At 44.2% G+C, this 23,463-nt stretch carries 19 protein-coding genes, 1 riboswitch and 1 other annotated feature; of the genes, 1 reads left to right on the forward strand and 18 read right to left on the reverse strand.

Features of this window, described 5'->3' with window-relative positions:
- Positions 1-7 precede the first annotated feature (7 nt).
- From DOZ58_RS10085 to DOZ58_RS10120, 8 genes are all read right to left on the reverse strand, one after another.
- Complete coding sequence (locus DOZ58_RS10085) at positions 8-1,393, reverse strand: HAMP domain-containing sensor histidine kinase (RefSeq protein ID WP_111888165.1); 1,386 nt, start codon at positions 1,391-1,393, stop codon at positions 8-10.
- Positions 1,381-2,043, reverse strand: a complete 663-nt coding sequence (locus tag DOZ58_RS10090; RefSeq protein WP_111888166.1) for a response regulator transcription factor — start codon at positions 2,041-2,043, stop codon at positions 1,381-1,383. Before DOZ58_RS10090 ends, DOZ58_RS10085 begins: the two co-directional genes overlap by 13 nt.
- 9 nt (positions 2,044-2,052) lie before the next feature.
- Positions 2,053-2,799, reverse strand: coding sequence for a lantibiotic immunity ABC transporter MutG family permease subunit (locus tag DOZ58_RS10095; RefSeq protein WP_111888167.1), 747 nt, complete (start codon positions 2,797-2,799; stop codon positions 2,053-2,055).
- Positions 2,799-3,518: a lantibiotic immunity ABC transporter MutE/EpiE family permease subunit gene (locus tag DOZ58_RS10100; RefSeq protein ID WP_111888168.1), complete on the reverse strand. Its 720-nt coding sequence runs from the start codon at positions 3,516-3,518 to the stop codon at positions 2,799-2,801. The genes DOZ58_RS10095 and DOZ58_RS10100 overlap by 1 nt, the downstream gene beginning before the upstream one ends.
- The gene (locus tag DOZ58_RS10105) at positions 3,512-4,222 is read right to left on the reverse strand and encodes a lantibiotic protection ABC transporter ATP-binding protein (protein WP_111888169.1); all 711 of its coding nucleotides are present in this window, start codon (positions 4,220-4,222) and stop codon (positions 3,512-3,514) included. The genes DOZ58_RS10100 and DOZ58_RS10105 overlap by 7 nt, the downstream gene beginning before the upstream one ends.
- Positions 4,223-4,519: 297 nt before the next feature.
- Positions 4,520-5,809, reverse strand: a complete 1,290-nt coding sequence (locus DOZ58_RS10110) for a DUF2254 domain-containing protein (protein WP_111888170.1) — start codon at positions 5,807-5,809, stop codon at positions 4,520-4,522.
- A 113-nt stretch (positions 5,810-5,922) separates the two neighbouring features.
- Positions 5,923-6,837, reverse strand: coding sequence for a mechanosensitive ion channel family protein (locus DOZ58_RS10115; protein ID WP_111888171.1), 915 nt, complete (start codon positions 6,835-6,837; stop codon positions 5,923-5,925).
- 251 nt (positions 6,838-7,088) lie between these two features.
- The gene (locus DOZ58_RS10120) at positions 7,089-8,348 is read right to left on the reverse strand and encodes a Glu/Leu/Phe/Val dehydrogenase (RefSeq protein ID WP_111888172.1); all 1,260 of its coding nucleotides are present in this window, start codon (positions 8,346-8,348) and stop codon (positions 7,089-7,091) included.
- Positions 8,349-8,613: 265 nt separating this feature from the next.
- On the opposite strand from DOZ58_RS10120, the gene DOZ58_RS10125 reads away from it, so the two are divergent.
- Positions 8,614-9,057, forward strand: a complete 444-nt coding sequence (locus DOZ58_RS10125; RefSeq protein ID WP_111889741.1) for an Lrp/AsnC family transcriptional regulator — start codon at positions 8,614-8,616, stop codon at positions 9,055-9,057.
- A 119-nt stretch (positions 9,058-9,176) separates the two neighbouring features.
- On the opposite strand, the gene DOZ58_RS10130 is transcribed toward DOZ58_RS10125, so the two are convergent.
- The 10 genes from DOZ58_RS10130 to DOZ58_RS10175 all read right to left on the reverse strand — a co-directional run bounded on the left by DOZ58_RS10130 (position 9,177) and on the right by DOZ58_RS10175 (position 23,191).
- Positions 9,177-10,697 carry a 2-isopropylmalate synthase gene (locus DOZ58_RS10130; protein ID WP_111888173.1) on the reverse strand — a complete coding sequence of 507 codons (1,521 nt, stop codon included), beginning with the start codon at positions 10,695-10,697 and terminating at the stop codon, positions 9,177-9,179.
- Positions 10,698-10,748: 51 nt separating this feature from the next.
- Positions 10,749-11,236: a binding site (T-box leader), on the reverse strand.
- A gap of 299 nt (positions 11,237-11,535) precedes the next feature.
- A complete protein-coding gene (gene sdaAA / locus DOZ58_RS10135) occupies positions 11,536-12,411 on the reverse strand; it encodes an L-serine ammonia-lyase, iron-sulfur-dependent, subunit alpha (RefSeq protein ID WP_111888174.1) in 876 nt (291 codons plus the stop codon).
- Positions 12,412-12,419: 8 nt separating this feature from the next.
- Entirely contained in the window at positions 12,420-13,082 is a 663-nt protein-coding gene (gene sdaAB / locus DOZ58_RS10140; protein WP_111888175.1) for an L-serine ammonia-lyase, iron-sulfur-dependent subunit beta, read from the reverse strand.
- Positions 13,083-13,177: 95 nt separating this feature from the next.
- Positions 13,178-14,635, reverse strand: coding sequence for an aminomethyl-transferring glycine dehydrogenase subunit GcvPB (gene gcvPB / locus DOZ58_RS10145; protein ID WP_305781824.1), 1,458 nt, complete (start codon positions 14,633-14,635; stop codon positions 13,178-13,180).
- Positions 14,628-15,974 carry an aminomethyl-transferring glycine dehydrogenase subunit GcvPA gene (gene gcvPA, locus DOZ58_RS10150; protein ID WP_111888177.1) on the reverse strand — a complete coding sequence of 449 codons (1,347 nt, stop codon included), beginning with the start codon at positions 15,972-15,974 and terminating at the stop codon, positions 14,628-14,630. Before gcvPA ends, gcvPB begins: the two co-directional genes overlap by 8 nt.
- Positions 15,975-16,005: 31 nt before the next feature.
- Positions 16,006-18,648, reverse strand: a complete 2,643-nt coding sequence (gene gcvT, locus DOZ58_RS10155) for a glycine cleavage system aminomethyltransferase GcvT (protein ID WP_111888178.1) — start codon at positions 18,646-18,648, stop codon at positions 16,006-16,008.
- Positions 18,649-18,673: 25 nt separating this feature from the next.
- Positions 18,674-19,051, reverse strand: coding sequence for a glycine cleavage system protein GcvH (gcvH, locus tag DOZ58_RS10160; protein ID WP_111888179.1), 378 nt, complete (start codon positions 19,049-19,051; stop codon positions 18,674-18,676).
- Between the two features lie 162 nt (positions 19,052-19,213).
- Positions 19,214-19,319: riboswitch (glycine riboswitch) on the reverse strand.
- Positions 19,320-19,462: 143 nt separating this feature from the next.
- Complete coding sequence (locus tag DOZ58_RS10165; protein WP_111888180.1) at positions 19,463-21,712, reverse strand: FtsX-like permease family protein; 2,250 nt, start codon at positions 21,710-21,712, stop codon at positions 19,463-19,465.
- Position 21,713: 1 nt separating this feature from the next.
- Positions 21,714-22,415 carry an ABC transporter ATP-binding protein gene (locus tag DOZ58_RS10170; protein WP_111888181.1) on the reverse strand — a complete coding sequence of 234 codons (702 nt, stop codon included), beginning with the start codon at positions 22,413-22,415 and terminating at the stop codon, positions 21,714-21,716.
- Positions 22,416-22,564: 149 nt separating this feature from the next.
- The gene (locus DOZ58_RS10175) at positions 22,565-23,191 is read right to left on the reverse strand and encodes a TetR/AcrR family transcriptional regulator (protein ID WP_111888182.1); all 627 of its coding nucleotides are present in this window, start codon (positions 23,189-23,191) and stop codon (positions 22,565-22,567) included.
- Positions 23,192-23,463: the final 272 nt, after the last annotated feature.

Genomic DNA, 23,463 nt, shown 5'->3' on the forward strand with positions numbered 1-23,463 from the left:
ACATGGCTTAAACTTTAAGGGTGATGGTTACCAAACCACCTTGGGCCGTGTTGCCAACGACAAGCTGACCGCCATGCTGCTTCACAATGTTGTCGGCAATATAAAGTCCCATCCCGTGGTGCTTATGATCGGTTCTGCTGGTATCTCCCATGAAAAATTGCTCCTTCCCATGGCGTAATGCCTGGGCTCCAAAGCCTTTTCCACCATCACAAATGGTCAAGATAAGTTCACCGTCTTTTTTCTTTACTGTTACTGCAATGGTCTCCTGGGACGGTGTAAATTCAACGGCATTTCCCATCACATTCATGATCGCCCGATATAGCTTTTCCAGATCCGCTTGAATCACTTCCTTAGCTATATCTATTTCCTGCCAGTTGAGTTTAATGTTCTTTTTTATAATCAGACCCTTAGTCTGTTCATGAATTTCATCAAGCAAATCTTTAACTGCTACCTTTTTAAGCGTCAGCCCTTGCGGTGTCTCCGATTTTGAAAGCTCAACTAATTTATTAATATAGCCTTCTATTTGAGTCGCATTTTCAATGATATATTTCTGATACAACATTTGCTCCTGATCTAAGGTCGTTTCACCCAACAGCTCCACATTTCCTTTAATAATCGTTAATGGCGTTTTGATATCGTGGGCTAAAGCAGAAATTTGTTCCTGCTTTCCTTTTTTAATCTGCCATTGCTGCAGCAACGACTCTTTTAACGCATCCCGGAGATGGTACAGGCTGTCCAGTACCTGATTGATTTCACACACATCGCTGCCACCCAGATCAAAATCCAGATTCTGATTTTCAATATTCCAAGAAGCCTGCTGCAAAACCGCTATTTTTTTGCCTAAGTATTTACCAAAATTGATGGATAGAATCAAAATCAGGATAACTATTTCAAGTCCAAAGACTCCAATCCAAAGGGCTTCCAGCTTCGGAAATGCCTGACGCAAGTGCATATCACTAAATTGCAATGAGATTGGATAGGTAATTAGGAGCACTTCATTTTCTCTTTGGATCACATAAATAAATTCTGATCCACTAAACGATGAATCGCCATTTTCATAATTCTTCCATATCTGCCCGATTTTTTCAAGATGCTCTGGTCCATTCTCTGGAAATGAACCATATTGATAATTACCAGTTACATCATAGACCCCAAAATCAGACCCGTCGGGAATCATGTCAAGGGTAATGGTACTTGCTCTTTTTAGTGTCGCACTATTTTTTTGAATAAAGGATTCAGCGTAATTTGCCGGATATACAATCTTTGAATCAAGCGCATAGTTTAAAAGTCCATAATTGACTCCGATAATGAGTAAACTAAATCCCAGCATGCACCCCAGAAAGTAGATAAATATCCGCCGCAACGATTTATTTTTACCCCTTATGCTTCCCATTTGTAGCCCACTCCCCAAACCGTTTTGATGGGCTCCTCTTTGCTTAATGCAAATTTACCGCGAATGTTTTTGACATGTTCGACAATTACACTATTATAACTCTCGCCAAAAGCACCAAAAACCGACTCATAAATCTGTTCTTTGGAAAACACCTGTCCATGATGAAGTGCCAGCAGCTCCGATATTTCATACTCACTTTTCGTTAGTACAACGGGAGTATCATCAACATAGCAGGCTTTGCGGGACATAAAAAAATGACAATTCCCGACCGTAAAAGCATGGCTCTTTTGGCGTGATTCCCGTCTTAAATGGGCGTCAACCCGGGCTCGCAGTTCGGCAATGACAAATGGTTTAGTCAGATAATCATCGGCCCCCAGACCAAGACCATAAATAATGGCCGCTTCTTCCGCTTTGGCCGTTAAAAAGAGAATCGGACAATCGACCTGATTTCTGATTTTGTGACATAATTCAAAACCACTCATCCCCGGCATCATCACATCCAGGATCATCAGCTGATAATAATCCAATTTTTCTTTTAAAACATCTTCCGGTATTTCAATTTTTTTTATCTGATGACCATTTTTACTCAAGACATTGGCGATTAAATCCAACATCCCGGGGTCATCATCGACCACTAATATGTTTGCCATCACCCGCTCCTATTCTTCCGATTTACGGCCTTCCCACCTCGAAAACCACACCATTAGCAGTCCCACCCCCCAAATCGTCACCACAATACTCAAAACAATGCCAAGCGGCATCATCGGGTCCTGGATCATGACACCTTTGCCACTTTGGGTCATCGTCGTCCAGGTAAAACGGATGCTCCAGGCGCAGGGGAAATAGGCCCACCGGCCATCCCCCATTCCGGTTCTGAAAAGGGCCACAATGAGGGCTTCAAAGATCCCAATACCAACAGAAACCGATTTTGAAAAACGCAGACTTAAAAATAAATGAAATGCGTACAAAAACAAACTGCACCCAAATAAAATGCCGGTCAATGCAAAATACGTTCCAATCGTCAATGTCTCGGTCATTTGTGACATGCCAAGATAAAAACCAATCACGGCAATAAGGGTACTAAGCCCTCCAAGCACAATTAGTACGAGGTATTTACTCATTAAAGCCGGCCACTTAAACGGATAGACGTTTAACAGGTTGCGGTAATTCCCGGCCTGGTCTTCAGCTTCGGCAACCATGGCGGTAATCACACCAGAAAGAATCGGAAACGCCACACAAATCACTGTAATATAGGTTTTTTGTTTCATAAAGACGTCCATTGGACTCACCGCATAATAACTCAAAAACACCATCAACCCTAGCGCTGGCACCAGCACGTGCAGCCACAGAACCGGGGTTGATTTAAGTTTTATTATATCAGTAATCAGCAGATTTTTAAACTTCATTATTTTCCCTCCCGCTCTTTAAAGGACCAGGCCGTTGCTGCCACTAGCATGATAAAAACGAGCATACAACCGAGTGCCGCACTCCAGATTCCATTGTCAGCTAATAATGGACTGCCTTCGGGAACCGGTAAGCCATTGGGCAAAATATGGAGAATCGGGCACATCAAGGCCACACCAACACCATAGGGGGAGTACTTTATAATTGATTCACTTCCAAATGATACCACCGATAAAATAACCATGCCGACGTTAAACAGCGTTGCCACAAAAAGATTGAAACGATCCGCCAGAAACATACAAATCGGAATCTGAAAAAGAAAGGTTAAAATTAATATGCTCATGGCCAATAAGTTGGCCTGTAAGGAGATCGTCGCTTGATCAATTAATCCCATCATGGCAATGCCCAACATAAAAATCAGGCTGGAGCCTAAAAACAGTAAACTGACATAAAGTGTTTTGCCAATCCAGAATAAGGCTTTTTCTCTTGGATAGAGAAACAGCCCTTTATACTCAAGATTCTTATCACGACCGATGACCATCGCCGCTAAAATAGCGATGAGCCCGGGCAGAAACATGACCACCCACCAATTATAGGCGCCGTTTTGTCCCCCACCTAAAAAATAGCAAAGCAGGAGCGTCATAAGGGGTGCCAGAATAACAAACTTGTTCACCGCTGACCGTTTACTTTTTTGAAACTCGGATTTTATGATGGCTAACATATGTATTCACCCTTGTTTTTTCGGATCACATCCATAAATATCTTTTCCAAGTCTTCACCTTTTTGGACGGCGCCCTGATAACCGACGACCCCATTCGCGATGATTGAGACCTCATCGGCAACCAGTGCCACTTCCGATAGAATGTGACTAGAAAGAATGACGGTGATCCCATGGGATGGGAAGGAACGAATTAATTCTCGCAATTCTTCGATCCCCACCGGGTCCAGGCCATTGGTTGGTTCATCCAGAATCAACAGCCGCGGCGTATTAATAATGGCTAAACCGATTCCTAAGCGTTGCTTCATACCCATCGAAAAATTTCTGGTTTTCTTTTTGTCGGCACCTTCTAAACCAATCAGCGCTAGCACTTCCTCAGCTCTTGAGCTGGGCAGTTCATAGAGGGTACACGCCACCTTTAAATTCTCCATGGCAGTCAGATTGGGATAAATGCCCGGGTTTTCAATCAGGGCCCCAATTTTAGCTAAGTCTTTTCTTTCCCAGGGTGTTTCTTCAAACAAGATCTCCCCATCCGTCGGCCTAATCAATCCGGTGATCATTTTTAACAGCGTTGACTTCCCGGCCCCATTTGGCCCCAGCAGACCATAGACAGAGTTTTCTTTAACCTTAATCGACAGGTCATTGACCGCCTTTTGATTTTTAAACTGTTTCGTCAATTGTTTTGTTTCTAAAATTATTTTTTCCATGAGTTCCTCCAATTTGTTTGTTTATTTAGTTAAATTACTAAGTTTGCTTACTAATAATCTTACAAAGCAAAGATAAGGAATTGATAAAGATCCAGAAAACTTCTGCAATTTAAGTATTTTATTAATCTTTTCGATCTTTACTCACAATTTGAACCTTTTCTTTTTTAACCAACTGCAGCTAATCACGCAAAAAAACAGCTGACTGTTAGCCCGCTGTTTTTCTTGGGGTGAGAGGAATATTATAACTTTTATAATTCATTCGTCACATGAAATAAGATCTGAAAAAAATCGGTTCTTCTAGAAATTAAGCAAATCATTAAATTCTTTTTGAATTTTACTAAATTCTAATTTGCCAAAAGCTTTATTTTCGCGTTTATTAAATACATGTTTTGCATATTCATCAATTATTTCACGATTGTTCTGGCTTGCCTTGGCTTTTATAAATCGCAACGATTTAAATCCTGCCACCACAATGGATACATCCTTTTGCCCATAAAACATAATTTGATTATAGGCATCATACAGCAGCACTTCAAAATCAAAAGCTTCGTAGATTATAAAGCCAAATTCATTTTGTTCTTTTAAGATAATATATCCTTTTTCGATATTTGCTAAATTTCTTAACAAAACACCCATGATCTTAAGACAATGAACTGCCGTATTTGGATCATTTATCCCTGGCGAAAGTGCTTTTAAAGCGATTTCAACGATCTTTTGAATTGTAAAACTAAAGTCTTGAGCCTGCGTTTTTTTATTTCCGATCAAAATACATTGATGAAGTTCATTTAATACGATTTCAGTAAAATCTTCAAAACCTTCGAAATAAATTATTAAAATCCTCGTTTCCGTTGAAACGAATTGCCCGACAACTTTTTTAAAACAAACAATACACTTATATCTCTGTGCAAATTTTTTTAATCTTTGGTAATTTATTTCTTGAATATAACCATCGGACCGAGCAAATATTTTAATAAAATTCTTTTTGTCTATTATTTTTTCCAATTTGACTTCTGAAATAATTTCTGACTCTTTTGCAAAATTAGTATACTTTTCAATTTCTCCGATTGCTTCTTCATGAAGTCTAGATATTAAATCACTGGCTTGAATATGGGTTGAAACATTATGGATGAATAATAGGAAATATACCAGACCGACTATGATATAAATAACACCTACACTGGCCGCAATTACAAGATTACCATCTTTATTTGTGTCAATAAACAACAACGAAGTAATCGCATAGATAAATCCACTCAGAAAAATACCAAAAGATTTCATTGTTGTCTTATTATTTAAAAAATTTTCTACAACGCGTGGTGTAAACTGTGAAGAATACATCGTCAACACTACCATCGTTGTCGAAAAAGTAAAGGTCGAAATTGTAATAAACGCTCCTGCAATAATACTCAATACTGCCTGGGCTAAAGAAGATGTCGTATAAAATAGCTCATTTACATAGTTCAATGATTCATCAGTATACGTTTTATCGATGATTGTAATACTAATCGAGAGTACGAACGCAAACAAACTATAAATCGTTGGATACAACCAGATGCTTGTTCGAATCTTATTAATTATTTTTTTCATTCAATCATCCTACTTTCATTATTTATCAAAAGCATTTTTTATTTATGCGCAATAATGGCAACGAAACCGCCAAAATTTGCCATTGCTTTGATTCTCATCAAAACTAACACCACCTATGGGCTATTGATCTCATTGTTCGATTTTACTTCAATGGGAGGCATTTTTGTTAACGCAAAAGTTGCTGAGGCAAACTTAACCTGACCTGAACTGCTTTCTACCCTCTCAAGGATTTTTGTGAATAGCTGATCCTTTACACCCACACGCATTTTATAGTTCACCACATAACGAAGGCTAAACTCTACCCAGTTATCATTGGCAATAATATTTACCATCGGATGGGTTGAGGCGTTTTCAATCAGAAATTTTTGTACCATGATCTCCCAATGCTTCTCCGCTTCATCAGAATAGTCGCTTACCACTTCCTGAGCTACATCATAGAGAATTTCTCTTGCCAGAGTGTAATTACTTCCATATTGAATCGGAACCTTAATCTCATCCCATAAAAAAGGAAAATCTGCGGAATAGTTGTATACGGGTTCCTTGAATACAAAGCTGTTGGAGATTCTAACAATTCTGCCATTGTATAAATCCCCTTCTACCCATTCGCCTATTTCCATAATGGTGGTTCGCAGCACACCGACATCAATCACGTCGCCTTTGATTCCGCCCATCAATACCCGGTCCCCAGATTTATAAATGTCGCTGGACAAGATCGCCATCCATCCAGCGATGCTTGTAATAACTTCCTGTAGTGCAAAAGCAATCCCAGCTCCGGCAATCCCCAAAAAAATTGTTAACGATCCCAGGCTCTCGCGATAAATAATTGAGATCAACAGTAGAATGAGAAAATAGCCCACAAGGTTAATGGCCTTTCTGGTTCGATAGGAATTATTTTGATCGTTGATGTGTCTGCTCAGGCGAGACCGAATCAAGTTTTTCGCCGTCAAAATTAGGATCACGCCTGCTACCACCAGAACCAGTTGCAAAACGCGAGGATTTTGCATCATAATGTCGAAATATTCATCCATGGAAACCTCCTCTATTTTTGACTGTTTCACCTGCACTATCATATTTTTTATTATAGCATTTATCGTTGTGGAATCACTGTATTTATTATCACTTTTCAAAATTAGCACAAAAAAACAGCCGACTGATATAAAGTCCGCTGTTTTTTCTTTGGTTGAGGTGGATGTTACTACCTAAATAATTTAATTCATGAACCTTGAAATAAAGTTGAAAAAGAGTGACCTCTTCAAACTTTATCAAATAACACGATTGATCAAGGGAAAATGCCTTTTATTTCTTCTGCATAAATCAATCGTTTTAAGGCAATGATATAAGCAGCCATCCGTAATGAACATTGGGACTGCTGACTTTCTTCCTGGATCTCAATAAAGGCGGCCGACATGATCTTTTCCAAGGTTTTATTAACCTGCTCCCGATTCCAGGTTAGAATTTGAATATTTTGTACCCACTCAAAATAAGAGACAATGACCCCACCGCTATTGGCAAAGATATCCGGTACCAACACGATACCCCGTTCTTTTAGCAACGCATCGGCTTCCACACTAGTCGGTCCGTTAGCGCCCTCAACAATATACGAGCATTGCAGTTTTGGAGCATTTTCAGCATTAATCTGATTCTCCAGTGCCGCCGGGATTAGCACATCGCATTTACAGGTTAGTACCTCCTCATGGGAAATATGGCTGACCCCCGCTTTCTGATAATCCTTTAACTGATTACATTTAATCTCCAGAAACGTTGAGACTTCATCCGCATCCAGACCTTCTTCGCAGTAGATGCCCCCGGAGACATCGCTTAAAGCCACAATTTTACTACCGCGATGAAAAAGAATCCGGGCTGCATTGCCGCCAACATTGCCCATCCCCGAAATTGCCACTGAAATATCCGCAAGCGTCTTGCCATCCCGTTCCAGAATCAGCTTGGTACTGATAGCCACCCCTCGACCAGTAGCCGAATTTCGTCCTTTTGAACCACCCAGCTCCAGTGGTTTTCCGGTAACCACGCCGGGACAGGGCTTGCCCTTTAGCATGCTGTAGGTATCCAGAATCCAGGCCATTGTTTGGGCGTTGGTATTGACGTCCGGTGCTGGAATATCGGTATCAGCACCAATTAGTGGTTCGATGGCAAAGGCATAGCGTCTGGTCAGTTTACGGAGTTCCCGCAGCGACAAGGTATCGGGATCTACCCGCACCCCGCCTTTAGCCCCACCATAGGGGATATTGACCACTGCACATTTTAGCGACATCCAGGTCGCCAAAGCCTTTACTTCATTTAAATTACAGTCCTGATGAAAGCGGATTCCACCTTTAAAGGGTCCCCGAATATTGGAATGTTGAACCCGATAGCCTTCAAACACTTTTACCGCTCCATCATCCATTTCGACTGGTAAATAGACCTTTGTCTCCCGCTGAGGATTTTTAATGATCTCAAACATATATTGATTCATCCCGCCAATTTTCATTGCCTCTGTCATTACATCGACCACGTTTAAATATGGATCATAAAATTCTCTCATATACTTGTCTCCTGTTTATGATTTGTTGTGAACATCAACTGAAAACAATCATAAACTTAAACCATTTACATTGTCAATCACTCAATGTAAAACGATGATACCTAATTATTTTAAGTGTATATCCCTAATTTAAAAAGTTTTTTCGCTTTTCTACTTAATTTAATTATGCTACACTAGTGTAAAGAATGTACGTTTTTTACATCAACAGTATATTTTCAATTATTTTCAACGCGTTCAGGAGATTAAAACCATGAAAAACAAGTTACTGGATTCCATCGATCTGCAGATCTTAAATCTGTTACAAAAAAACGGACGGATTTCAATCAAAGATTTAGCTGCCCAGGTTTACCTCTCATCACCGGCAGTTTCTTCACGGATTGAGCAATTGGAGAAAAACGATTATATTTGCGGCTATCAGGCAGTGGTGAATCCCATCAAGATGGGTTATCATATCAAGGCCTTTGTTAATCTTGAGGTTGAACCCGTTCGCAAAAAAGAATTTTATCCCTACATTAAGACCTGCATCAATGTGATTGAATGCAATTGTGTCACTGGGGATTATTCGATGCTGCTGGAAGTTCTTTTCCCCAGCACCAGTGAACTGGACAGCTTCATTGGGGAGCTGCAACAATTTGGCCGAACCAAAACACTGATTGTCTTTTCGACTTCGATAGAACACCGGGGGATTGCGTTTTCCCAGGAGGAATAATACATTTGGGGCTCATTTTACGTCGCCTTATATTGTCTTCTTATGTCCCCTTGTGAATCTTGCAAAGCAACGATCCACAAGCGATCATAAAAAGACTTCTTCATTTCCTTCTGCAAAACTTATTTGAGCAGCATCTTATTCACAGCGTTAATTAGTGCTAAGGCACTGGCGTGCATCACATCCTGTTCGATGGCTTTACCTGAAAACAACTGCTCATTGCAGCGAATTTGGGTGGTGACCTTTCCCAGGCTCCCTTTACCCCGGCTTAAGCTGTTGATCCGATAATCGATGAGTTCAATGGGTTCACCGACCGCTTCCATAATGGCCCCATAAAGAGCATCAATGACACCGGAGCCGCTCTGGCTGACTGCCACTTTTTTATCACCTCGAGCCAGCTTTACCGTTGCTGAAGGTAAGCCGCTGGTCACCTGTAGCTGATAATCGACCAGCTGCCATAATTCCGGGCTAATGCCACTGCTGGGGACACCACTGTTTTTTAGCAGGGTCAGCACGTCATTATCATAGATTTCTTTTTTAGCATCGGCCATGGTCAAGAATTGCTGATAGCAATCTGCCACTGATTCCTCGGGGATATCAAAGCCCAGACCCTGAGTGACATGCATAAAGGCATGTCGGCCTGATCTGGCGGTGAGGACAATTTCCATTGCCGGCGCCCCGATGGTTTCCGGATCCATAATTTCATAAACATCCTTTGATTTAAGCAGTCCATCCTGATGGATCCCCGAAGAATGGGCAAAAGCATTTTCTCCCGTGATGGCCTTGTTCACCTGAAGATCCAGCCCCATGGTGGCACTGACCATCCGCGAAGTTTCGTAAATTTTTTGGGTATCCACCGTGGTATGTCCGCCATAATAAGCCGGGTGGAGCGAAATCCCCATGACCACTTCTTCCAGCGCGGTATTTCCAGCCCGTTCACCGATGCCATTGATGGTACACTCCACCTTATCCGCCCCGTTTTTAACGGCTGCCAGGGTATTGGCGGTGGCCAGACCAGTGTCATTATGACAGTGAACACTGAGCATCACCTGAGGGTCAAGATTCTTCAGTCGGTCATTAATGCGGTAGATCAGCTTGCCAAATTCTTCGGGAATGGCAAAACCGACCGTATCCGGCACATTAATGATGGTGGCGCCCGCCTTAACCACCGCTTCAATGGTTTGCCAGAGATACTCAAACTCTGAGCGGCTGGCATCTTCCAGCGAATACTGAACCTGGGGCAGCAGGCTGCTGGCATATTTAACTGCGCCGACCCCCATCTCAATGACTTGCGCCGGTGTTTTTCTGAATTTCTTAGCGACATGTACATCCGACGACCCTAAAACAATATGAATCAGCGGATTCTCAGCCTCCCGAATACTCTCATAAATGCAATCAATATCCGCTTGCACCGCCCGACCCAGGGCGGCAATCCTGACGTCCTGGCCAATTTTGCGACTGATCGCCCGAACGGCCTCAAAATCCCCCTGGGATGACGAAGGGAAGCCCACCTCCATCATATCGACCTTCATTTTGGCAATCTGCTCAGCCACCTCCAGTTTTTCGCTTAGATTCAATTTGGCTCCCGGTACCTGTTCACCGTCTCTTAAGGTTGTGTCAAAGACATAAATTTTTCGTGACATACGCTTTCTCCTTTTATGAATTTTGGGTAAAAAAAGCTCCCTGACATCTCAATCAGAGACGAAAAGGGAGCTTTCCGCGGTACCACTCTTATTCACACAGACGACTGTATGCACTTTATCGATACCCTTTATCCTGCCCCTGAAGATTCTTTGTATAAAAATTTTGCAACCACGATTCCGCTCCGCTTCATCTTTGGTTCGTGGGCAGTCGCCAACTGCAAGCGAGCTTGCGATTGGCGACTGCCTTCACGCAAAAAAACGCCTGTCTCAAACGAGACAGACGAAAAATCTGCTATACCACTCTATTTTATACGACGATCTTCAATACGGGTTTAACAAAACCGATATCCATCCCTTATAACGGTGGGCTTCCGTCTTAACCTACTTTTTCACTGAATTTGGTATCAGGATCGTATCATCAGCGCTATTTCAGCAAGCAACTCAGAGGTGAGTTCATCGTCTTCTGATTTCTGCTTCACACCACCCAGCAGATCTCTGAAAATCATCCAATAACTACTATTCCTCATCAGCGTCTTTTTGATATTTTATATATCATAAACGAATCCAAGCCCTTTGTCAACCCAATAAAAAAAGCAGCCGTTCAATGAACAGCTGCCAGTGATAGTGAAGTGAAAAAAGATGTCGAAACTTTTCTCACATCACAGATTCTAACGCATTAAACTTAACGCTCTCTGTAAACATGCATTTACTTAAGCATATGTTAAAAAAAGGTGAAAATTAGTGCAATTTATTTCCAGATATTCCTAAATCTTTTCCGACAAGACGATCCCACCAATCCTTAATTGAATGTGATTGACTCGAATTATCCGATCCTGGGTCAGCGCCGAATTTCCCGGGCAATTTTCTTCGCGGTGGGTGTGTCGGCCAGACCCCCTTCTGCCGTTTCTTTTAATGTTTTGGGCATCGCATCGCCAACGGCTTTCATCGCACCAATCACCTCATCGACCGGGATAGTACTCTTTATCCCGGCTAGAGCCATCTCTGCCGCAACCAGGGCATTGGCTGCTCCGCTGGCATTACGCTTGATACAAGGCACCTCCACCAGCCCGGCAACCGGATCACAAACTAATCCCAGCACACTTTTTAAGGCCATCGCACAGGCATGGGCACACATTTGTGGGGTACCACCCATTAATTCAACCGCCGCGGCTGCGGCCATTGCCGCGGCACTGCCGCATTCTGCCTGACAGCCTCCCTCCGCACCGGAAACGCTGGCCTTTTGGGCAATCACCATGCCGAGTCCGGCGGCGGTAAAAAGGCTCATCACCACCTGATCCTCAGCTAAATGGTGTTCTTCTTTTAAGGTCAGCAAGAGGGCCGGAATAATCCCGCAGGAACCGGCCGTCGGCGCCGCGACAATTCTACCCATGCAGGCATTCACTTCAGCAATCGCCAACGCCTTTGCCAGGGTTTCACTCAGCACCTTCCCGCTAAGGGCTCTGCCGGCATCAACCGCCTGTTTCATTTTATTGGCATCACCGCCACTTAAACCGCTTGCCGACAAACTCTGTGAAGTGAGTCCCTTTTCTGCTGCGGCCGCCATCACATGAAGGCTTTTACGCATCAGCTCAAAGAGTTCATCGTTTGACTGTTCCATATGCAAGGCCTGATCCTCAAGGACCAGCTCCGAAATTCGCTTCCCTTTTTTTGTGGCCTTATCTGCCAGTTCCTGTATCGAATCATAACTAATCATCTTCACTCCTAATAGATCGGTTCAATTAATACTGCCTTTTTTACCGTCTTCACCGCTTCGATTGAGCAAACCAATCCACCTTTAACCGCCTGATCGGTTTCAATCACCATCATCGCCTCACCGCCGCGATGGGAACGATACATATTCAGTTCAGCAATGTTAATCCCATGATCCGCCAGCAGTTTAGTTACGGCCGCAATCACCCCGGGCGTATCGGTGTGGGGAATCAGCAGAGTATAATAGTCGCCCTTGAATTTGACATTGATCTCGTTAATCCGGTTGACTACAATTCTGCCACCACCGACTGAAGATCCCTGGACAATTGTTTTTTTTCCCAATTGATCGACCGATGAAATCAAGGCCGTATTGGGGTGAACCGCTTGATTACCGGACTTTCTAAATTTAAAACTCATTCCCGCCTGCCTGGCCAGCGCCAGACTGTCTTTAATCCGCTCATCGTCTGGTGCCATGCCCAGCAGGCCGGCAATAATCGCTTTATCCGTTCCATGTCCCTTATAGGTTTGGGCAAAGGAGCCATAGAGTTCAATGGACACCGCAACCGGCTGTCCGCCTGCGACCACTCGGGCTATTTTGCCGATTCGCACCGCTCCGGCAGTATGAGAGCTGGACGGGCCCACCATAATCGGTCCGATAATATCAAATACATTCATGCCAACCTCCACTTTGGGGCAACCACTTTTTCAGGCACCACTATTTGATTCTGGTGTATTCTTGCGTTATTAATACCCGATTTACATCGGATTATCTAGACTTTGTTATACCGAAGCATCGGTTTTCGTACTGCCGCAACCTCATCGAGCCGTTTTACCATGCTGTCATGGGGTGCTTCCTTTAGAAGCTCCGGATTCGTCTGCGCTTCGCTGGCAATTTGTTGCATCGCCACGATGAATTCATCCAGGGTTTCCTTACTTTCAGTCTCAGTCGGTTCAATCATCAGCGCTTCTTTGACGATTAAGGGAAAATATATCGTTGGCGGATGATAACCAAAATCAATCAGCCGTTTGGCAATATCCAGCGCCGAAACCCCAAACTTGCTCTGCTTTTGAGCCGAGAAAACCACCTCATGCATACAGATTTTGCCAAACGGTAATTCGTAATCATCCTGCAGTCTGGCACGGATATAATTGGCATTAAGTACCGCTGTCTCTGATGCCTCCCGAAGGCCCGCAGCCCCCAAGGAGCGGATGTAAGCAAAGGCTTTAACGACCACCCCAAAATTGCCATAGAAAGATTTAACCCGGCCAATCGATAAGGGCCGGTTATCATCCAGATAATAGCGATCCTCGACCCGTTCCACCACCGGACCAGGCAAAAAGGGAACTAACTCTTTTTTGACGCCCACCGGACCTGAACCGGGGCCGCCACCGCCATGCGGAGTGCTGAAGGTTTTGTGCAGATTAAGATGGACCACATCAAAGCCCATATCGCCAGGCCGGGTCTTACCCATGATGGCATTCATATTGGCACCGTCGTAATAAAGCAGGCCGCCCGCCTGGTGGACAATCTGAGCTATTTCGGTAATATTTTCTTCAAATAAGCCCAGGGTACTGGGATTGGTAAGCATCAGTCCGGCAATTTCATCACTCATCACCGCCTTTAGTGACGGGATATCAACGCCGCCAAATGCATTGGATTTCACTTCAACCACATCAAAACCAACCACCGACGCCGAAGCCGGATTGGTGCCATGGGATGAATCCGGCACAACGATTTTTTGTCGCTTAGTATCGCCGCGGTTCTGATGATAGGCTTTGATAATCATCAGTCCCGCCATCTCCCCATGAGCGCCAGCCGCCGGTTGCAGGGATACCCGCTCCATTCCGGTGATTTCTGCCAGCATGATGTCAGTTTCGTATAAAACCGCCAGGCAACCCTGGGCGGTTTTTTCAGGTTGGTACGGGTGCATCCGGGCAAAGCCACTAAATTTGGACACCTCCTCGTTCACCTTGGGATTATACTTCATGGTACAGGAACCCAGCGGATAAAAGCCGGAATCGACCCCGTGATTCATCTTCGATAAGGCCGTAAAATGGCGAACCGTATCGACTTCGCTGACCTCCGGGAGTTCCGGCGACTGAGCCCTTAAAAAACCGGCGGGGATGGCGCTGCCAAGATCTAATTCAGGAACATCACAGGCTGGTAACAGGTCCGTTTTTCGACCTGAAACTGACTTTTCAAAAATCAGTGCTTCGCTCTTAATCACAATAATTCACCGCCTTTTCTACTAAACTATCGATCTCGGTTCGGGTCCGTTTTTCGGTCACCGCCAGCAACCAGCCGTTTTTTAGCTGCGGATACGATTTCTCCAACTCATAGCCACCGATAATTTGGTCCAAGAGCAACGCCGTATTCAGGGCTTTGGTTTCGCAACTGCTGATTATAGCAAATTCCTTAAAAAAGGGAGCTGAAAAAACAGGCGTAAATTTCCCCGATTGGATCAGTTGATCATAGAGATAGTGAGCTTTATTAAAGCATAGATTGGCTACCTCTTTTAAACCCTCCTTACCAAGAACCGTCATATAAATAGTCGCAGCCAGAGCATTTAAGGCCTGGTTGGAGCAAATATTAGAAGTAGCCTTGTCCCGACGGATATGCTGTTCTCTGGTCTGGAGGGTCAGCACAAAGGCCCGTTTGCCATCAAGATCAGTGGTCTGACCAACGACGCGACCCGGCAGCTTCCGCATTAATGCCTTAGAGGTGGCCATAAAACCAAGGCCGGGACCGCCAAAGCTAATCGGATTACCCAGACATTGACCATCCCCAACCACAATATCGGCCGCCAGTTCGCCTGGGGATTTTAAGATTGCCAGCGAAATCGGATCGACACTGGCAATCAGCAGGGCCTTATGGTGGTGCGCCAGTTCGGCGGCCTGGCCCAGATCTTCGATGATACCGAAGAAATTGGGATTCTGGACAATAACCGCCGCAGTTTGATCCGATAACGCTGCTTCCAGACAACCGAAATCGATGCTACCATTATCATAGTCAATTTCTTTGACCTCAATGCCTTTGTATCGGGCATAGGTTTTTATGACTTCCCGACTCTCCGGATGAACGGTGCTGGCAATGAGCATCTCATTTCTTCTGGTATGACTACAGGCCATCGCGACCGCCTCAGCCAGGGCGGTGGCACCATCATACATCGAGGCATTGGCAATATCCATCCCGGTGAGCTCGCAGATCATCGATTGAAACTCGAAGATCGCCTGCAGGGTACCCTGGCTGATTTCTGGCTGATACGTGGTATAGGCCGTGTAAAACTCCTGTCGGGCAGTCAGATTGCCGACCACGCTGGGGATGAAATGATCATAGGCCCCGGCTCCCAGAAAACAGCTATAAGCATCCAGATTGGCATTTTGCTGTGACAGCTTTTGCATATAACTAGTCAGTTCCATCTCTGATAGAGCCGGTGGTAATAGAAGCTCGCGGTTTAAGCGCACTTGTTTTGGAATGTCGGCAAAAAGTTCGTTTATCGAAGCGATTCCCATCGCTTTTAGCATCGCTTGTTGTTCTTCTTTGGTATGGGATAAATAGGATGACACGCTTTTTCCCCCTTTTAAACTTATTTTTTATTTAAAACGTATTTTTTAATTTTTCCAGCTGTGCTGCAATTTCTTCATCATCGAAGCAATATTTAAGACTCGTAAACTGGCCTCTAAGCCGCTTGACATCTTCTTTAACATCTTTATTTCTTAAAATCACATCCGCCATCAAAGCTGCGGTTTCGGCAAAGGCTTCTTTGCCAAAACCAAACCGGGTCATTTCTGCAACCCCGATGCGAATCGCACCAGAAGCGGTAAAGCCTTCTTCTTCCGGGGTGGCCTGATAATTAATGATGATATTATTATTTTCCAGGCGATTGGCCACTTCGGGACCGCTGCCATAACCCACTCGCACCACCACCTGATGGGTCTCCGTATAGGAAATGGCCGGGTCTCCTGCCACCTCCAGGCCGCAATCTGCCAGACATTTGGCAAAATACTTGGCATTGTCAATGACATTTTTCTGATAAAGATCCTTAAAGCAGTTCATTTCGTAGCTTGCCATGAGCAGACCCAGCATCGTTCCTAAATGGTGATTGCTGACGCTGCCGGGGAAGGCACGGGTTTCGATGGTTTCCCAGAGACCATACTTATAATCGTCTTTGTCATAATTCCCAGCAATAACGCCCCGTTGGGTGCCAAAGAAGGTTTTATGGGTCGAGCCGGTGACCAGTTCCGCCCCTTCGGCAAAGGGGTCCTGGAAATGATCCCCGACCAGACCAAGGACATGGGCCATATCATACATAATGATCGAACTGAGCTTTTGCGCATCAATAAATTCCCGAATTTCCCGAACGGGTTCTTTGTGAAGCACCATGCTCTTACCAAAGATAATCAGCTCTGGCTTATATTGTTCAATGACCTTTTTAGTTTCCGCTACATCAATCTTAAAGGGGTTGTCTTTTTCCACCGGAAAATTCACCACTGCCGTTTTTTCCGTAACCGGATCGACGGCGATGTAATCGTGGAGCGCGCCCATCGGCTGAGCACTTAAATGACCGCCGCGGATAATGTGGTTATTCATCACATAACCTAATCGTTTGGCATCGACCTTCCGGTTGACCCGATTTTTATAATCCATCAGCGCACTAAAGACCGCGACATTGGCCATCTGGCCGCTAATCACCCGGGTTTCTACCTCGGCGCAACGCAGATATTTTTTCATTTCTTCCATCAACAAGTATTCAATCTCATCAATAAAGGCGGTACCCTGATAATAGAAGACATCATAATCATAAAATGATTTTGTCTTTTTGTGCTCTGCATAACGGAAGGAAGGGTCCATTATCGATAATAACCGCACCGCCGCAGAATGGGTCTGCTCGGAAGGAATCAAATTAATGGTTTGATGTTGTCTCAAGATGGTATTGTCATAGCTTTTTTCCAGCAGATTAAGAGCCTTGGTTTCATAATCCCGGGGACTATCAAATTTGCGCTCTACTTCGACCCCATAAAGGATCGGTCTGGCAAAAGGCGGTGCATCACTTTTCATATGGTAGGGGGCAATCACCGCCGGTACCATCTTACCGCGAATTTCCACCGCTACCGCATCATTTAGTTCCACATCACCGTCAATCAGGGCCAAACCAATGGCCCGCATCGCTTTCTCGTCGGTGATTTTACTGTCCAGCCCATATCCTACCGCCTTTAAATAAGGCACCATCGTAGCGCTGGTGACAGTGCCGACTTCTTTGCCATCTTTATACACCTTACAACCGGCCCGGGCAATGCCGCGACCGGTAATGGCAATTGGCCTGACAATCCGAGCCAGATGGGACAGATCAGCCAGATCCCGCTCCATAATTTTTTTAAAGCCAATATATTGATTCGCCAGGGCTTCCCGGCCAATATAGTCGCCTTTGACCGCGGCAAAACTGACTGCAAATTTAGCCAGCGGGCAGGAAAAAATGGGAATTTCGTTCCCGTCGCTATCAAGCCCCAGTTCATGACCATATAAAGGCAGACCCGCTTCCAGTCTTAAGGTATCGCGGGCACCCAGACCAATCGCCATGGCACCCAGGTCAAGCAGCTTTTCCCAGATTGCCGGGCCCTGTGCGGCCTTAGCAAAAAGCTCAAAGCCAAGGGGTTCGCCGGTGTAGCCGGTTCGGGCAATTAGTAAGCCCTCACCTTGATAGTCTAAAATCGCCAAAGCATTCTTAAGGGGTTCGGTGAGATTCTCGCTGCCGAGGAGCTTTTTAAGCACTGTTTTTGAGTCCGGTCCCTGCAGCGAGATCATCGCAATTTCAGCGGACTGATCAATAATCCGGGCATCAAAGGCGACAATTTCTTTATTTAAGTGCTGCCAGTCTTTTTCGGCATTGGCAGCATTAACCACCAGCAGATACTCGTCTTCATAAAAACGGTACAGATAGGCGTCGTCCAATGCCCCGCCATTACTGTTCTGAATCATCGTGTATTGGGCCTGAAGCAGGTCCAGGGCTAATACATTGTTCGTTAACACATGTTGCAAAAAGGCGATCGCTTCCTTCCCGGAGACGATGAATCTTCCCATATGGGAGACATCAAAGATTCCAGATTTAATGCGGGTATGAATATGTTCATCAACAATGCCAGCCGGATATTGGATGGGCATTTCCCAGCCCCCAAAATCGACCAGGGTTGCTCCGGCTTTGACATGATTGTCATAAAAGAGGGTGTGTTTTAAATTTCCCATTTCTTAATCTCCTGTTTTCTGCGTTTTAATCCTGACAAATAGTATCGTATTTTGCGGCGTCCATCAGTTCATCCAGTTGTGCCGGATCATCCATTTCCACACACACCATCCAGTTTTCAAAGGCATCAGTATTGAGCAGTTCCGGTTCATCAACCAGGGCTTCGTTTATTTTAACAACGGTGCCCGATACTGGTAAATAGATATCTGAGGCAGCTTTTACCGATTCCACTACCCCAAAGGCTTCTTCCTTGCCAATTACATCACCAATTTCTGGTAATTCAACAAAGACGATATCACCAAGGGAATGCTGGGCATAATCAGTAATGCCAACGGTGGCCAGATTGCCCTCAACTTTTACCCACTCATGATCTTTTGAATACTTTAAACCTTCAATAATTTTCATCTTTTTTCTCCTCCACTTTGTTTAGTTTCTGTAAATTCAATACCCGTTCTGAAATTTTATAAACAAAAAAACAGAAGGCTTACGCCTTCTGCTCTGTTATTAACCTGAGAGTTTCGTTCCATTATGGAAGTTGCCCCTTCGGTGCTACGCTTTCCAGAGTTATGTCCGGTTACGGTCCTTTTTACCTGAGATCATCATTGATATGAGCTATTCTATCAATTTAATCCTTCGGTGCTGCACTTTAAGCAGTCTCTCCCGTAGCCATCATCCATTCGCAACTATTTAATTATGTTAGGTGCATTCTATTTCGTTTAAATATTTCACATTGATATTTTCTTGTGTTTATGTGAGTATAACCCGTTCCAATGGGGATTGTCAACCATCGAACTGTTTTTATTAAGAACATTTCCCTTATTCGCGATTCTTTAATACCTCAGCATGACTTATTTTTTTAAGCCGTTGCAACAGTAATGTGTTAATGACTAAATATAAAAATAGAATCATACCGTATACCCCGGCATAGAGCCACCATGGAAAGTTTAAATTAAAGCCTACCGCCACATTAGAAACCAGGATCGGGTAGACTTGATCCATCACCCATTTAGCCAGGGGAATACTGATAACGGCACCTACTGCAATGACATAGAAATTACCGTTTATATAGAGCTTTCTAAGTTCTTTGGACCGATAGCCAAATATTTTCATTAGCGCAATCCCAAAAGCGGAACGATCCACCATCACCTGCATCATCAGATACATCACCACTGCCAGCAAAATTAGAGATACCGCCACCATCGTAATAATCAAAGAGGTCATCTGGCTAATAAAAACATTGGCACTCTTAACACTATCTTCCCTGGTGGTAACATTATTTAGTCGCTCAGTTTCCAGATTCAAAGGCTGATCCGAAAAAACGATGTTATAATATGTGTCGGTTTCACCAAAATAATCCCGCATATCCGCCAAATTCATAAAAACAAAAAGCCCCGATGCGTAGGCTGTCACCCCGTCAACGGTAAATGCTGCCAATTTTTCATCTTCCTCATCATTTAACACGAGCACATCTCCTGCCGCAAGGCCAAACTTCCTGGCCACTGCCGAAGAAATGATAACCTTATTTTGTCCTTTGGTAACCGCGGCATCAAAATAGGGATTACTCGCATCAATTCCCAAAAGCGTCACATCCAGGTTGTAGCCAAAGACTTCTTTTTTCAGGGTTTTTCCAAAAGCGGCCACGCCGCCCTCTGGTACCGCTTCGGTTGGAAACTTATAGCTATACATGTATTCGAAACGGGTATCGGCTTTGTTTTCTAAACCGACGTGGCTACAGACCGCATAACAGTTTAGTCCCAGCATCATAATTAACAAGGCAATGAACAAACCAAAAACAACCGTCAGGCTGGTCCGGGCCTCCCTGATCATCTGCCGGATTTGAAAACGCCGGACAAAGCCAAAGCGTTTAAGCGTGATCGTCGCTGCCTGCTCACTGTTTTCCCGATTTGACAATAGATCCAGAACATTTTTGGAAAGCTTTTTACGAATCACCAGGGCGTTAACAACAGCGGCCACAACCGCCGGCATCACAATCCCATAGAGTAAGAGCGGTAATGAATAAACCGTGGCCAGATTGGGGACCGAAAAATAATTCAGCGACTCAGCCATTTGCAGACTAACCCCCCATTGGCTGTAACCGATCGCGGTCCCGATCATGCCACCTAAAACAGTAATGATTACCGGCAAGGTAAGATAGTATCGCATCAGGTCTTTTTTAGTTACCCCCAAGGCATAAAGGGCTCCGATAACGGGTCGCTCCCGATCAATCGTATGAATTACAAAAACAGAAATAATATACGTAAATAGAATCATCACAACGACTCCGGCAATCAGCCCGGCAATTTTAGTGATCACCTGATCATCTGCTGAAGCCGCAATACGGGGGTTATTTGCCGCAGTTATAAACGCCGTCAGCTTATTATGATCATAATAAGTATCCTTTAGCTTCTTTTTTAGATCGCTATCATCCATGGTGCCGTTTAAGTGATATGCATAGGTAAAACTTTTTGATTTGATGGCCTGTCCTGCGGTCTTCATCATTTCATAATCCGCGGGTACCACAAGTCCAAACCCGAAGGTTTCGCTTTCAACGATACTATCGGACAGCTCCTGATAAACGGCGTCATAATCTGGTAGGGTGCCGATTCCGGTGACCTTAAAAAGGCTTCCAGCAATTGTGATTTGGCTACCCGTTGTCAGCTGATTCTTTCTCGCACAGTGTTTTTCCAGAAAGATTTCGCCCGCTGTTACCGGCATTCGGCCCTCATCAACTGAGGCCAAATTAACCGCCTTGCGGTTCTTAAAAAGCCGGACTACGCTATTATTTCTTCCATGATAATCAAGATAAAACTGCTCTTCCAGGGTGATCCCCGCCGCCACCAAGTCATTTTCTTCTTTTTCTGTCAACGGAACAAACACTGAAAACTGGCCATCTTCGACTTGAAGAAGCTGGTTTTTTTCGGCTACCCCGGTAATCACGGTATCGGCTGCCCCGACAAAACTGACAACCAGATACATCCCCAACACAATCAAAAACCCCGGTGCCAGATAGTAAAAAAGATTTGCCTTTAAGTCGCGAAGTATCCGCTTTCTCAGTATCTTCTGCATCTTACAATTCCTCCAGATCCGCCGCCGGAATCCGTTGTTCGTTTTGATAAGTATTAGAAATAGTGCCATCTTTAATGGTAATGACCCGATTGACCATGTCCTTAATGGCATTATTATGGGTGATGATGATCATGGTGGTACCAAAGGTCTGATTGATTTTTTCCATCAGAATTAAAATGTCTTTTGCCGTCTTGGAATCCAGTGCTCCGGTAGGCTCATCGCACAACAAGAGTTTTGGGTTTTTAACCAGAGCTCTGGCAATCGCACAACGCTGTTGCTGGCCACCAGACAACTGGGAAGGAAACTTGTTCTGATGTTCGGTTAAACCCAAGACCTCAAAAAGCATTGCCATTGCCATCGGTTCTGGGGATAAGTAGCCGCAGACCTCGACGTTTTCCTTAACGGTTAGATTCGGTACCAGGTTATAAAATTGAAAGATAAACCCCAAATAATCCCGACGATAATCAGACAAGGCCTCAGGTTTTAGTCCCACAATTTCTTTGCCGTCAACCGTTACACCACCACTGTCGGGTGTATCCAAGCCCCCGATACAATTAAGCAGAGTCGATTTGCCCGAACCACTGGCCCCCTGAATCACACACATTTCGCCTTTTTCTACCGTTGTGGTAATTCCCTTAAGTACCTCCACATAACTGCCGTTTTTACCAAAGCTCTTCTTTAAATTTTTTATTTCCAGAAACATCTTATTTCCCTCTTTCTTCCTCGGCTTAACATAACACCGTTATGTTAAGCCTAAAATTTTTTGTTTCTTACTCCTGCTCACTTTAGCAATTCCCAAATTGCTCCTGATTAAGATCCTCACCAAAGGAAGCAGGGGCTTAGCTACTATAATTAATCCTTCATCTCAGGTGCAAATAGACCGAACCAACCACCGATCATATATTTAATGACCTGTTGCACATGCACCACTGCCGCTTCTTCTGATACCTCATGGGTCAAAATATGAATAAAGGCATCAATTAACATATGGGCGATCCAATGGATCAGATAATCAGCCACCCGCGGAGCACCATAACATTTTTCCATATTGTCGGCGATCAGTCTAAAGTGTTTTTCAGTGATCATCACAAAATCATCGGTGATTTTCTCATAGCAGGAACCCTGGCTTTTTGTCAGCAACATCATGAATTCATCCCGATGCAAATAGAGACAACGCAAGATTGCGATGGCCGCTTCGACATCATCATCCCGGTCCGTTTCCATCAGGAGTCCGGCATTAATCTGAGCCTGTTCCTCGGCGTAGTGACGATTCATTACTGCATGAAGTTTTTTTATCGGTTCGGCAACCAATGCGCCATACAGGTCTTGCTTATCTTCAAAGAAAAAATACAAGGCCCCGGTGGTAACCCCGGCATTCTTACAGATATTGCGCAGCGATGCCGAGAGGTAGCCTTTTTCAATAAATTCTTTTTTGGCACTCGTCAGCAGCTTTTCTTTGGTTTCTTTATTGTCTTTCACTTAACTTCCCCGCTTTATCATTTCATTTGCACTATCGATAACCGTAGTTGCGTTACCTGAAGGCACTGATACGTTCAATCACCACCGCTCATTAGATAACACCGTTATGTTATCCTGGCTAGTAAACTTTGTCAAGCGGATTTTATTCTTGCTAATAATTTTCATTCGCTAAAATCTTTTTATTACTGCTCCTATAGAAAGCGCTCCATTCGCGAACAGCACTTTTTACTCGTCAATTGATGTTTTATTAAAGCTGATAAACTGTTAGAATA

The sequence above is a fragment of the Acetobacterium sp. KB-1 genome, from assembly GCF_003260995.1.
Taxonomy (GTDB): Bacteria; Bacillota; Clostridia; order Eubacteriales; family Eubacteriaceae; genus Acetobacterium; species Acetobacterium carbinolicum.